The sequence below is a fragment of the Streptacidiphilus jeojiense genome, assembly GCF_000719095.1.
Classification (GTDB): Bacteria; Actinomycetota; Actinomycetes; order Streptomycetales; family Streptomycetaceae; genus Streptacidiphilus; species Streptacidiphilus jeojiensis.
Map to the genome: position 1 here is coordinate 67,515 of NZ_JOEH01000006.1, position 12,666 is coordinate 80,180.

At 73.0% G+C, this 12,666-nt stretch carries 11 protein-coding genes; 4 read left to right on the top strand and 7 right to left on the bottom strand.

Annotation, left to right across the window (positions count from 1 at the left end; all coding sequences use genetic code 11):
* The first annotated feature begins 118 nt into the window (after positions 1–118).
* Positions 119–769: a hypothetical protein gene (locus IF29_RS0108835; RefSeq protein ID WP_030252023.1), complete on the top strand. Its 651-nt coding sequence runs from the start codon at positions 119–121 to the stop codon at positions 767–769.
* Between the two features lie 92 nt (positions 770–861).
* Here the strand turns inward: IF29_RS0108835 and IF29_RS0108840 are convergent, their stop codons facing one another.
* Entirely contained in the window at positions 862–1,596 is a 735-nt protein-coding gene (locus IF29_RS0108840; RefSeq protein WP_051725071.1) for a response regulator, read from the bottom strand.
* Positions 1,593–2,777, bottom strand: coding sequence for a sensor histidine kinase (locus tag IF29_RS0108845; protein ID WP_051725072.1), 1,185 nt, complete (start codon positions 2,775–2,777; stop codon positions 1,593–1,595). Before IF29_RS0108845 ends, IF29_RS0108840 begins: the two co-directional genes overlap by 4 nt.
* A gap of 159 nt (positions 2,778–2,936) precedes the next feature.
* Between IF29_RS0108845 and IF29_RS0108850 the strand changes: the two genes are divergently transcribed.
* Genes IF29_RS0108850 through IF29_RS0108860 form a run of 3 tightly spaced genes read left to right on the top strand, consistent with a single transcriptional unit; the run spans position 2,937 to position 6,276 of the window.
* Complete coding sequence (locus IF29_RS0108850; protein WP_037594673.1) at positions 2,937–3,914, top strand: ABC transporter ATP-binding protein; 978 nt, start codon at positions 2,937–2,939, stop codon at positions 3,912–3,914.
* Complete coding sequence (locus tag IF29_RS0108855) at positions 3,911–5,512, top strand: ABC transporter permease subunit (protein ID WP_030252035.1); 1,602 nt, start codon at positions 3,911–3,913, stop codon at positions 5,510–5,512. The genes IF29_RS0108850 and IF29_RS0108855 overlap by 4 nt, the downstream gene beginning before the upstream one ends.
* Positions 5,509–6,276 carry an ABC transporter permease gene (locus IF29_RS0108860; protein ID WP_030252036.1) on the top strand — a complete coding sequence of 256 codons (768 nt, stop codon included), beginning with the start codon at positions 5,509–5,511 and terminating at the stop codon, positions 6,274–6,276. Before IF29_RS0108855 ends, IF29_RS0108860 begins: the two co-directional genes overlap by 4 nt.
* A 7-nt stretch (positions 6,277–6,283) precedes the next feature.
* Here the strand turns inward: IF29_RS0108860 and IF29_RS0108865 are convergent, their stop codons facing one another.
* From IF29_RS0108865 to IF29_RS0108885, 5 genes are read right to left on the bottom strand one after another with little or no spacing between them, the layout of a single operon-like run.
* The gene (locus tag IF29_RS0108865; protein ID WP_030252039.1) at positions 6,284–6,769 is read right to left on the bottom strand and encodes a DUF3291 domain-containing protein; all 486 of its coding nucleotides are present in this window, start codon (positions 6,767–6,769) and stop codon (positions 6,284–6,286) included.
* Between the two features lie 48 nt (positions 6,770–6,817).
* Positions 6,818–7,504 carry a helix-turn-helix transcriptional regulator gene (locus IF29_RS0108870; protein ID WP_030252042.1) on the bottom strand — a complete coding sequence of 229 codons (687 nt, stop codon included), beginning with the start codon at positions 7,502–7,504 and terminating at the stop codon, positions 6,818–6,820.
* Between the two features lie 48 nt (positions 7,505–7,552).
* Positions 7,553–8,470 carry a serine hydrolase gene (locus IF29_RS0108875; RefSeq protein ID WP_051725073.1) on the bottom strand — a complete coding sequence of 306 codons (918 nt, stop codon included), beginning with the start codon at positions 8,468–8,470 and terminating at the stop codon, positions 7,553–7,555.
* A complete protein-coding gene (recQ, locus tag IF29_RS0108880; protein ID WP_084713776.1) occupies positions 8,467–10,449 on the bottom strand; it encodes a DNA helicase RecQ in 1,983 nt (660 codons plus the stop codon). Before recQ ends, IF29_RS0108875 begins: the two co-directional genes overlap by 4 nt.
* 51 nt (positions 10,450–10,500) lie before the next feature.
* Entirely contained in the window at positions 10,501–12,534 is a 2,034-nt protein-coding gene (locus IF29_RS0108885; RefSeq protein ID WP_051725074.1) for a cellulase family glycosylhydrolase, read from the bottom strand.
* Between the last annotated feature and the right edge of the window lie 132 nt (positions 12,535–12,666).

Consider the following 12,666-nt stretch of genomic DNA (forward strand, 5'->3'; position numbering starts at 1 on the left):
TTCACCAAATTATGCCCTGCCCGTGGAAGCGTTCCTGTGACCGGTTATTGGCTGAAGTGTCTATGCTCGGCAGTCACGCGGGCGATCCCATGCCCGCACTGGGCGAAGGCAACAACGTATGCATGCTGAGGAACTGAGCAGATCCGCCATCTCGGCCGAGGTGGCCACCGACATCGCCGTCCGGCTGGACGCGGTCAGGGCGAGGATCGCGGAGATCGAGGCGCAGCTGCCGGCGCTGCGCGAGACCGAGGCCTGGCTGGAGGGGGTCCTGGCCGCGGTCGGCCCCGAGGCGGGCCCCGAGGCGGGCGCTGAGCCGGTCGCGGCTCCGACGCCGGGTCAGGAGGCGGCCCCGGAAGCGGTCGCCGCCGACGTCACCGTGCCGGCGCCGCGGCGGGAGGCGAAGCCCGCCAGGGCCGCGCGGGCCGCCAAGCCGGCCAAGCCCGCCAAGGCGCCCAAGGCGCCGCGGGCGACGAGGCGGAAGGCCGCGGAGAAGGCGCCGGCCGCCACCGGGGCGGCGCCGAGCCTGCCCGCGCGGGTGCTGGCGTTCCTGAGCGCGCGGCCGGACCCGCAGAAGACCAGCGAGATCGCGCAGGAGCTCTTCGGCGCCGAGGCCACCACGGTGCAGACCAACCTGGCCCGCGGCGCCGCCGAGGCACTGGTCCGGCGGGGGCAGGCGGAGAAGGCCAAGCAGGGCGCGACGGTCTTCTACCAGGCCCAGGGCCAGGGCGCGGCGTCCGGGGCCGTTGTCGAGGCCGGGAGCAGCGACTGATCGGTCGTGGGATGAAGCCTCCGGGTCACCTGGGTCGGTGACCGTGGACCACAGCGCGGTCACCCGCCCAGGTGACCCGGAGCGGAGCCGGCTCAGGACGGCTCGTGGGTGCCGGGCACGACCAGTCCGGTCTCGTAGGCCGCGACCACGGCCTGGGTTCGGTCGCGCAGCCCCAACTTGCCCAGGATCCGGCTCACATGGGTCTTCACCGTCTCCTCGGTGACCACCAGTCGGACCGCGATCTCCGCATTGGACAGGCCCTCGGCGAGCAGCCGGAGCACCTGGGTCTCGCGGTCGGTGAGCGCGGTCAGCGCGGTGGCGGGCCGGTCGTCCGGACGGGGTGGCCGCTGCCGGGTGAACTCGCCGATGAGCCTGCGGGTGACGGTGGGTGCGAGCAGGGCTTCACCGTCGGCGATGATCCGCACCGCGTCGAACAGCCGCTCCGCGGTGACGTCCTTCAGCAGGAAGCCGTTGGCGCCGGCGCGCAGCGCGTCGTAGACGTACTCGTCCAGGTCGAAGGTGGTCAGGATGAGGATCCGCGGCCGGTCCGCTTCCGGGAGCGACCCGGTGAGCTGCCGGGTGGCCTCGATCCCGTCGGTGCCGGGCATCCGGACGTCCATCAGCACCACGTCCGGGCGCAGTTCGCGGCAGATCCGCACCGCCTCGGTACCGTCGCCGGCGGTGCCGACGACGGTGAAGTCCGGCTGGGTGTCCAGCAGCGCGGCGAAGCCGGTGCGGACCACCTGGTGGTCGTCGGCGACGACGATGCGCAGCGGGGGTGGACCGGACGGCAGGACGGGCGGTGGGGTGGACTGAGGGGTGGTCATCGGACGGCCTCCGACCTGGTCGGTAGTACGGATTCGACGAGGAAGCCGCCGCCCGGGGCCGGCCCGGTGTGCAGCTCGCCGCCCACGGCGGCGGCCCGTTCTCGCATGCCGAGCAGTCCGTGGCCGCCGGGCGCCGGTTCGGGGGCCGGGCCGGGACCGTTGTCGCGGATGCGTAGCAGCAGTGAGTCGTCGGTGTAGTGCAGCTCCACGTCGACGGCGGCGCCCGGCGCGTGCCGGCGGGCGTTGGTCAGCGCTTCCTGGACGATCCGGTAGGCGGCCAGTTCGACCCCGGGGTCCAGCCGGTCGGGCAGCCCCCGCAGGATGAGCCGGGTGCCGGTGCCCGCCGCGTCCCGGGCGTCGTCCAGCAGCTCGTTCAGCTCACCGAGGCCCGGCTGGGGGCGGCGCTCGGCGGGTGCCGGGGCGGTGTCCGTGCCGGCGTCCTCGCGCAGCACGCCCAGCAGCCGCCGCATCTCGGTCAGCGCGGCGCGTGCGGTGTCGCCGATCGCCGAGAGCCGCTGCGCCCCGGCGGCGGGCAGGCCGGGGGTGGTCAGCCTGGCTGTCTCGGCCTGCACCGAGATCATGGAGATGTGATGGGCCACCACATCGTGCAACTCCCTTGCGATGCGGGCCCGTTCGCCACGCGCGGTGTGCTCCAGCAGGGTACCGACGACGACCTGCCGGGCGGCGCTGCTCTCCCGCGCCTCGTCCCTGGCCCGCAGTGCGGCGCCGGCCCAGGCGGCCGCCGGCGCCAGGCCCGCGAGCAGGACCGCGAGGACCCTGGTGGCGGTGTCCGACGGGTCGCTGAGCGCCAGCGGCAGGAACGGCAGGGCCAGGCCGGCGGCCGGGAGCTGCGCGCCGCCGCGGCCGAGCCGGTAGAGCGCCAACAGCTCGGCGCAGGCCCCGGCGCCGGTCAGGGTGTGGAACGGCAGCAGTGACAGCACCACCGCCAGGGTGACGGCGACGGCGGCGACGTCCGGACGCGGCAGGGCCAGCGGCAGTGTGGTGGCGAGCGCGAGCAGGAAGAGCAGCAGGTTCAGCTGGAAGGTGTGCTCGGTGAAGGGGCGGACGGCCCACTCGACCGTCGCCAGCACCGCCAGCACGGCGCCGACCAGGACGGGGAGCTGCCCCTCCGGTCGGCGCCGGCCCTGCCTGGTCTCGTCCGCTCGGCCCACGTCGATCATTGTCACCGCTGGGACTGTGCACTGGCGACCCTCGGGTCGGGGACACGGCCATCCCCCCTACGGGGGATGCGCGGGCCGGGGGAGTCGCTGGCACCGGTGACGGGAAGACGGCTCCTCGGCGCGACGACCGGGGAGCGGCCCGACGCCATGATTTCTGCCATGGAAGCAACCATCGCGGTATCCGGCCTGCGCAAGCGCTTCGGGCCGACGCAGGCTCTCGACGGCCTGACATTCACGGTTACGCCGGGGCAGGTCACCGGCTTCGTAGGACCCAACGGCGCGGGGAAGTCCACCACGATGCGGGTGATCCTCGGCCTGGACGCCCCGGACGCGGGCACCGCTCTCATCGGTGGGCAGCAGTACCGCGCCCTGAAGCGTCCGCTGAGCCATGTCGGTGCGCTGCTGGACGCAGCCGCGCTGCAGCCCAGCCGGACCGCCCGCAACCACCTGCTGTGGCTCGCGCACTCCCAGGGCCTGGGCGGCAAGCGGGTCGACGAGGTGGTCCGACTGGCCGGCCTGGAGTCGGCGGCCCGCCGCCGGGCCGGGGGCTACTCCCTCGGTATGCGGCAGCGGCTCGGGATCGCCGCCGCGATGCTCGGCGACCCCCCGGTGCTGATGCTGGACGAGCCCTTCAACGGGCTGGACCCGGAGGGGATCGTCTGGATGCGCGGGCTGCTGGGCTCGCTGGCCGCGCAGGGACGGGCGGTGCTGGTCTCCAGCCATCTGATGAGCGAACTGCAGGACACCGCCCACCACTTGCTGGTGCTGGGGCGCGGCCGGGTCATCGCCGACACCAGCGTCCGCGAGTTGGTCGCGGCTGCGTCCGGGGACCGGGTCACCCTGCGCACCTCGGAGCGTTCGACGGCGATGACCCTGCTGGCACGGGCCGGCGCGACGGTGGCGGCCACCGACCGGGACACGCTCACCGTGTCGGGGCTGGCGGCGGAGCGCATCGTCGAGCTGCTGTCGGCGGACGGGGTGCCGTTCTCGGAGGTGTCCGCGCACCGGGCGACGCTGGAGGAGGCCTACATGGAACTGACCAGGGACGCGGTGGAGTTCCGCGGCGCGAGCAGCGACGGCGATGGCGGCGGTGCTGGTGCCGGCGCTGGTGCCTCGGCCGAGGAGGTGGCGCGATGAGTGCCACGATCACGCCGTACCGCTCGCAGGTCCAGGCGCAGGCGGCCCGGGCGGGGTTCCCGCAGCTGCTGCGGGCCGAGTGGACCAAGTTCCGTACCGTGCGCGGCTGGATGGTCGGCCTGGTAGTCGCCGCGCTGGCGCTGGTCGGGGTCGGGGTGCTCAGCGCGCTGGGCAGCCACCGCAGTTGCGGTGGACCGAACGGCTCGATCACCTGCCCCTCGGTGCCGGTCGGCCCCGAGGGCGGGATGGTGACCGACCGTTTCTACTTCGTGCACCAGTCACTGGCCGGTGACGGCAGCATCACCGCCAGGATCACCGGGCTGTCCGGCAAGGAGCCCTGGTCCAAGGCCGGAGTCATCGTCAAGAACGGTACCGGCCAGGGTTCGGCCTACGCGGCGGTGCTGGCCACAGCCGGCCACGGGGTACGGATGCAGTACGACTTCACCCACGACACGGCCGGGCTGTCCGGCGCGGTCTCCGCGGGTTCGCCGCGCTGGCTGCGGCTGACCCGCTCCGGTGACACGGTCACGGGCTACGACTCCAGCGACGGCAGCAACTGGACCCTGATCGGCACCGCACACCTGGCCGGGCTGCCGTCCACAGTTCAGATCGGGATGTTCGCGACCTCGCCGGACGCGGTGCAGACGACGTCCAGCAGCTTCGGCAGTAGCAGCACCACCGGCGGTCCCACCCTTGCGACGGCCACCTTCGACCAGGTCGGCCTGCAGGGCGGGACGTCCGGTGCGGTGTGGAAGGGGGACGAGGTCGGCGGAGCCCAGGGCGGCCCCGTCGTCGGTTCCGGCGGCCCCGGTGCCGCCGGGTCGGGTGCGACGGGCGGGAACGGCTCGCCGACGTCCGAGGGCTTCCAACAGGACCAGGCCACGGGTGCGTTCAGCATCCGCGGGTCCGGCGACATCGCCCCGTCCGTGGGTGGTCCGCTGGGAGACGGCCAGGCCGTCGAACGCAGCCTGGTCGGCACCTTCGCCGGGCTGGTCGTGGTGATCGTGCTGGGGACGCTGTTCATCACCGCCGAGTACCGGCGCGGGCTGATCCGCACCACCCTCACCGCGAGCCAGGGACGCGGCCGGGTGCTGGCGGCCAAGGCCGTCGTGGCAGCCGCCGTCTCCTTCGTCACCGGAGTGGTGGCCGCGGCGGTGGCCCTTCCGTTGTGCATGCACATCCTGAAGGCCAACGGCAATGCGCTCTATCCCATCGGCCTGCTCACCGAAGTACGCCTGGTGGTCGGTACGGGGGCGCTGCTCGCCGTCGCCGCAGTCCTGGCGCTGGCCGTCGGCACGATCCTGCGGCGCGGCGCCGGGGCGGTCACCGTCGTCATCGCGATGATCGTACTGCCGTACATCCTGGCGACCGCATCGGTGCTCCCGGCCGGCCCGTCGGAGTGGCTGCTGCGGCTCACCCCGGCGGCGGGCTTCGCCATCCAGCAGAGCCTGAAGGCGTTCAGCCAGGTCGCCGGCGTCTACACGCCGACCAACGGCTTCTTCCCGCTGTCTCCGTGGGCCGGTTTCGCGGTGATGTGCGGCTGGGCCGCCGTCGCCCTGGCGGTCGCCGGGTACCTGCTGCGCAGGAGGGACGTATGAGGCTCGCCCTGCACGCCGAGTGGACCAAGCTGCGGACCCAGCCGGGCACGGCAGCCCTGCTGATCGGCGCGGTGGTGCTGACCGTCGGGTTGAGCACGGGGGTGGCGGCGGCGTCGAGCACGTCGAGCGCCTCCGACCCGGCGAAGCTCGCCCTCACCGGCATCTACCTGGGCCAGATCGCGGTCGCGTCGCTGTCCGTGCTGGTGATGGGCGGCGAGTACAGCACCGGCATGATCCGCACCACGCTGGGGGCGATACCGCGCCGCTGGACCGTGCTGGCCGCGAAGGCGACCCTGGTCGCCGGCGCGGCGGCGGCCGCGGGCGTCGTCGCCGTCCTGGGCAGCCTGCTGGCCGGGGCGCTGATCCTCCCCGGCCACGGCTTCACCGTCGCACACGGGTATCCGCCGCTGTCGCCCAGCGACGGCGCGGTACTGCGGGCCGCCGTCGGGTCGGTGCTGTACCTGGCGCTGATCGCACTGCTCAGCCTCGGCGTCGCCACCGCCGTCCGGGACTCGGCCGCGGCCGTGGGGGTGGTCCTGGCGCTGCTCTTCCTCTTCCCGATCGTGGCGTCGGTGGTGAGCGACCCGCACTGGCAGCGCCATCTGCAGCAGATCGCCCCGATGACGGCCGGACTCGCGGTCCAGGCGACAACGGGACTGCGCAGCCTGCCGATCGGGCCCTGGGCGGGACTGGGGGTGCTCGCCGCTTGGGCAGCCGGATGGCTGCTCACCGGCGGGCTGCTGCTGCGGCTGCGCGACGCTTGACGGTGCGTCAGGGGGTGGCCGGCGCCGGAGTGGGAGTTGCATCCGGTGCCGGGTGCGGGCTGCGGAAGGTGAACGCCTCGGGGCCCTCGCCGTGTTCGCGCAGGAGGGCGACGCGTTGCACCGCCTCGGCGACGGTGGGGCGGTGGCCCGCCGGAACCCACCACAGCGCCAGGTGGTGCTCGGCCAGCCGCTCGAACCACTCGCGGCGGCGGCTGAGCACCTTCAGGTGGTCGCTGCGGTAGGTGAAGTCCTTCAGCGCCTGCACCGACTCCCAGACCGAGAGGTTGATCAGCAACATGTCGTCACGGTCGTCGGGGCGCACGCTGGTTGAATCCGCGCCGTCGTCGTCGACCAGGCGCCAGACGAAGCCCGGCGACCCGTCGGCCAGGGCATTGATCTCGGGGAGTTGGGCGACGAAGTCGGCGAGGACCGGGCCGTCGAGTGGGGCGAGGATGCGTCCGACATTGACCTGGGCGAGGTGGAAGTCAGCCATGGGGACAGCATGGCCGGAGCCGCCTTCTATCGTCAATGGCTATTGGTTTTAGATCTCACCCTTCGGCGCCAGTGCAACGCAGCACCCGTCCGGGACCGGCAGCGGATCCAGCGTCGCCGTCCAGCCCTCTCCATCGGCGCGGCCGGGCAGCAGCCCCTCGATCAGCGCCAGATTCATCCCGCAGATCAGCGCGGGGAACTCCTCGGCCAGCGACCGGAACGGGCAGTTGTGCAGCCGGAGGACCGCCTGGTCCCAGTACGGCTCGTACCCCCGCTCCCGCAACTCGGCCTCGGGGTCGGCGCGGCAGCTCCCGGCCGGCTCGGCTGCCAAGGCGGCCCCGGCTTCCCTGGCTGCCGACTGCAGCTCCCGGTCGAGCCCAGCCCGCTCGACCACGTCCGCCAGCAGCCTGGCGACCGAGTCGTAGCTACGCGGCGGCAACGACAACTCCCTTTCCCCCGGCGCCCGCTGATACAGCTTCGCGGGCCGCCCGGCCCCCGGCCCGCTACGCCCCGACAGCCGCTGGTACGTCACCGTGAGCAGCCCGGCCTCGACCAACCGGTCCAGATGGAACGCAGCCAGCGACCGCGACACCCCCGCCGCCGCAGCAGCCGCATCCCGCCCCACCGCCCCCGGCCCAGCCGCCACCACCCGATACAGCTTGCGCCGCACCGGATCACCCAGAACGGCAACCGTGTCGAGAACCGCGTCGTCGCTGTCGGTGTTGTCGTTGCTCATATGTCGACTCTATAGCGAGTGGACGTTGGTGTTAGCGGAGGCGGAACGTCACCGGTCCCGGCGGAGGTGGTCGATGGCGAGGCGGGCGGCTTGGCCGATTGCGGTGTCGGCTGCGGGGAGGCGCTGGTGCACCGAGTGGGTGCGGAGGAAGACGGCGACGGCGTAGCGGCCGCCCTCCGGGTACTCGATTACGCCCGCCTCGTTGCGGACGGTCCAGTGGGTGCCGCTCTTGGCGGACACCCGTACGGGCTCCGGGAAGCCGGACTCCAGGCGGCCGGACTGGAACTGGCGGCCCATCAGATCGCGCACCTCGGCGCAGGCCTCGGCGGGTCCGGCCTGGTCGCGCCAGATCGCTGCCAGCAGGGCGGTGATCTCACGCGGGGTGCTGGCCCTGCCGTGTGCGGGGTTCAGGTAGGCGAGGGAGCGGATGCGGTCCGCGGGGACCACTCCTCGCCGCTTGGCGGGATCGCCGTGGAGCTCGCGTTGGACCTCGGCGGCGCCCTCGCGGCAGCTGTTGCCCAGCCGGAACTCGGTGAAGCCCAGCCCGGCGATGGTGTCGCGGACGTTCTGGGCGCCGACGCGTTCCAGCAGCAGATCGGTCGCGGCGTTGTCGCTGAGGCTCATCATCAGGAAGGCGGCGTCGCGCAGCGAGAGTTCGACGTCGTCCCGGCAGCCGTCGCTACCCGCACTGCTGTCGCCGCCGCTGCGGTGGGTGCCGGTGACGATGTGGCGCTCGGTGGGGTCCAGCGTTCCGGCGGCGGCCTGACGGGCGTACTCCAAGGCGACGGCGATCTTGAACACCGAGGCGAGGACGACCGGGGTGTCCGCGCCCAGGGCCACCTCGCCGTCCCCGCTGCCGTCCCGGTCCCCGTCCAGCTCGCGCACATGGAGGAAGCCCTCGGCGCCCGCCTCGGCGAAGATCTCCTTGAGGGCGGTGCCGAGCGGGTCCAGTGGATGACCGGTCACTCCTCCGCCTCCGGAGCGGGCTCGTCCTCGGCGCCCTGACCGCTCTCGCTGCCTCCCCCGGCCAGCAGGTCGAGGATCTGCTGGCCGTACGCCGCGAGCTTGTTCTCGCCGACGCCGTTGACCGCGGCCAGCTCGGCGAGGGTGGTCGGGGCGGTGGCGGCGATCTCGCGCAGGGTCGCGTCGTGGAAGACCACGTAGGCCGGGACGCCCTGCTCCTTGGCGGTGACCGCCCGCCAGGCGCGCAGGGTCTCGAAGACCGGCAGCAGCTCCGCGGGCAGGTCGGCCGGTGCGGCCTTGCGGCCGCCGGTGGCGGTCCTCGCGGCCTTGGCCGCGCGCGGCTGCTTGGCGGGCTCGCGCCGCAGCGCGACGGTGCGGTTGCCGCGCAGCACCTCGGCGCTGTCCTCGGTGAGCACCAGCGTGCCGTACTCGCCCTCCACCGCGACCAGCCGCTGGGCGAGCAACTGCCGTGCCACCGAACGCCATTCGGCCTCTGCCAGCTCGGCGCCGACGCCGAAGACGCTCAGTGCGTCATGGTCGAACTGGATCACCTTGGCGGTCTTGCGGCCCATCAGGATGTCGGCGATCTGGGTCGCGCCGAACTTCTGGTGGCGCTCGCGCTGCAGCCGGACGATGGTGGAGAGGAACTTCTGCGCGGCCACCGTGCCGTCCCAGGACTCCGGCGGGACCAGGCAGGTGTCGCAGTTGCCGCAGGGCTCGCTCTTCTGCCCGAAGTAGTCGAGCAGCCGCACCCGCCGGCACTCGACGGTCTCGCACAGCGCGAGCATCGCGTCGAGGTGGGCGGCCAGGCGGCGGCGGTGGGCCTGGTCGCCCTCGGAGGTGTCAATCATCTTGCGCTGCTGGACCACGTCCTGCAGTCCGTAGGCCAGCCAGGCCGTGGAGGGGAGCCCGTCGCGTCCGGCCCTGCCGGTCTCCTGGTAGTAGCCCTCGACCGACTTGGGCAGGTCCAGGTGGGCGACGAAGCGCACGTCGGGCTTGTCGATGCCCATGCCGAAGGCGATGGTGGCGACCATCACCAGGCCGTCCTCGCGCAGGAACCTGGACTGGTTGGCGGCCCTGACCCGGGAGTCGAGGCCGGCGTGGTACGGCAGTGCCTCCACGCCGTGCTCCACCAGCCAGGCGGCGGTCTTCTCCACTGAGGAGCGGGAGAGGCAGTAGACGATGCCGGCCTCGCCGGGGTGCTCGGTGCGCAGCAGCTGCAGCAGCTGCTTCTTCGGTTCGTCCTTGGGGGCGATCCGGTACTGGATGTTGGGACGGTCGAAGCTGGCGACGAAGTGCCGGGCGTCGGCCAGGCCCAGCCGCGAGGTGATCTCGGCGTGGGTGGCCTCGGTGGCGGTCGCGGTCAGCGCGATCCTGGGCACCGTGGGCCAGTGCTCGTGCAGCGAGGACAGGGCCAGGTAGTCGGGCCGGAAGTCGTGGCCCCACTGGGCGACGCAGTGCGCCTCGTCGATCGCGAACAGCGAGATGGAGCCGCGCTCCAGCAGCCGTACGGTCGCCTCGACCCGCAGCCGCTCCGGGGCGAGGTAGAGCAGGTCCAGCTCGCCGGCGACGAACTCGGCCTCGACCAGCCGCCGTTCGTCCATGTCCTGGGTGGAGTTGAGGAAGCCGGCCCGCACCCCGAGCGCCCGCAGGGCGTCCACCTGATCCTGCATCAGGGCGATCAGCGGCGAGATCACCACCCCGGTGCCCGGGCGCACCAGCGCGGGGATCTGGTAGCACAGCGACTTGCCGGCGCCGGTCGGCATCAGCACCAGTGCGTCCCCGCCGCCGATCACCTGCTCGACGACCTCCTGCTGGCTGCCGCGGAAGGCGTCGTAGCCGAAGACCCGGCGCAGCACGCGCAGCGCCGGGCTGTCCTCGGCCGGTTCGGGGAAGGCAGCGGGTTCCGCCGCTGCGGCCGAGTCGGCCGCAGCGGGGTTGTCGGAGGTCAGGAGGGGTTCGGTGGTCTCCGGAGCGCTCATCCGGCGATTCTACGGGTGCGGACGAGGCCCCCGGGGCGGGCTTCGGTCAGCTCACCCCTTTCGGGGAGCGGCGCCGCGGTCGGCGTGCCACTCCAGGACCTGGACCCCGTAGCGCGGCAGGGTGACCCGGTCGACGTCCGCGCCGTCGAGCGTACGCAGCGTGCCGCCCTCGGAGGTGACCGGTTTCACGGTCACCTCCTCGCGGCTCTGGCTGACCAGCCAGACGAAGCTGCGGCCGTCCCGGTGCTCCAGCCGGTCCACGGCGACCCTGGGGTCGGCGACGGTCACCGGGCGGCGGACGCCCGCGTGGGCGGCCAGCGCGTCGTAGAGGACGCTGGTGTCCTCCGGATTGACCCGGGGGGTGGCCGCCGCCATCTGCTCGATCGGGTAGGTGCAGAGCACCACGGCTCCCGCGCCGACCCGGCGCAGCAGCAGCGCGGGGCGGCCGCGCCCGTCGGAGGCCAGCACCTCCGCCCCGGTGGGGACCACCGGGAGGAACACCCGGCTGTCGGGTCCGCCCGCAGCGCGGAAGTTGAGCCGGGCGCCCTCGGCCAGGGTGCCGAAGGGCCGGTGCAGGGTGAACCGGATCTCGTCGTCCTCCACCGGGTTCACCAGGCCGTACTCCAGCTGGTGCTCGACGCCGAAGAGCCGGTCCAGGTGGGCGTACCAGGGGCCGCGCTGCTCGTCGTGGCTGCCGGGGGAGTAGGAGACGTAGACGGTGGCGCCGTCCCGGGCCCGCTGCTCCAGTTCGTACCAGGTGGGGGCGAGCAGCTGTTTGGTGGAGGGGACCAGGTAGAGCCGGGCGGTGCCGGGCAGGCCGTCGCTCTCCCGGGTGAGCGCCGGGGGTGCGTCGGCGAGCCGGGCGGCGACCCAGGACTGGCGGAGGATCTGCTGCGCCGAGGCGCGGTCCTCGGCGCGGGTGAAGGGGTAGAGGGTGTCCAGGTAGGAGGTGACCACCAGGGCGGTGTCGGAGTCGGCGCGCCGGCAGCGGCCGAAGTCGACCCGCTCCAGCAGCGCGGCGAACTCCTTCATCTCCACCAGCTGCGGCTTGGGCGCACCATGACGGTCGGTCAGGCCGAAGTGCATCTCGAAGGCATGGTGCCGGTACGGGGGCTGCTCGGCCAGGTCGTCGTAGTCGGTGTTGTTCCAGGCGATCCAGCCGGTGGCCCCGGCCAGCAGCGAGTTGTGCATGGCCTGGCGGTAGTAGTGGGCGGCGTTGGCGCCGGAGACGAAGTCCGAGCTGACGCCGAACTCCTCCAGCAGCACCGGGCGGCCGAAGGTGCCGGCCAGCTCGCAGACCCAGGCGGCGGCGTGGTGCTGGCGGACCGGGTCGTCCTCCATCCGGTAGACGTGCGGGCCGAGGAAGTCGCAGATCTCGGCGCTGTGCCGGACCCGGAAGCCGTTGTCGTGGCCCGAGGTCTCCAGGCCCCAGGCGCCGTCGCCCAGCGAGACCGGCTGGGTGCCGCCGGCCGCGCGCACCGCGTCCACCATGATCTGCGCCCAGGCCGAGACGGCCTCGGCGGTCGCGGTGGCGCGGTCGCCGTAGATCGGCATCTCGTTGGAGACCAGCCAGCCGAGCACCGCCGGGTGGTCCTTGAAGCGGCGCACCATCTCCTTGGCGAACCAGGCCTGCCGGCCCACCATCCAGACGTCCTGGTAGAGGTCGCGTCCGCCGCGCCAGACGGGGTCCCAGTTCTCGCCGGACATGTGGCCGACCACGAAGGTGGGCACGGTGCCCATGCCCAGGGCCCGGTGGCGGTCCAGGAAGTCGGCGAAGCGGTCGCAGAGCCGCTCGTCGACGCTGTCGGGGGTGGGCATGAAGTCGGGCCAGTAGAAGAACGAGCGGGTCATGGTGAGGCCGTGGTCCCGCAGGGTGCGCAGCTCCTGGTCCACCACCTCGCCGTCGTAGCCGGTGCCGGCGGAGGCCGTGCCGCCGGAGCCCGTGCCGCCGTAGCCGGTGCCGGCGGAACCGTCCCGCCACATCAGCGGGCCGCCGGTGCGGGACCAGTAGTTGACGCCGAACCAGGTGACCGGCGGTCCGTCCGGCTGTCCGTCGGAGGTGAGGCGGGCAGAGTTCCGGTGCATGCGGGAATCCCCTCGGGGCAAGGGCGACAAATGGAAGTGCCGGACCCGGTGCGGACGGGCGGTCCCGGTGGGGACAGGGAAGCACTGCACCGGTTTAGCGACAACCCCCGGAGCAGTATTCGACAGTGTTTC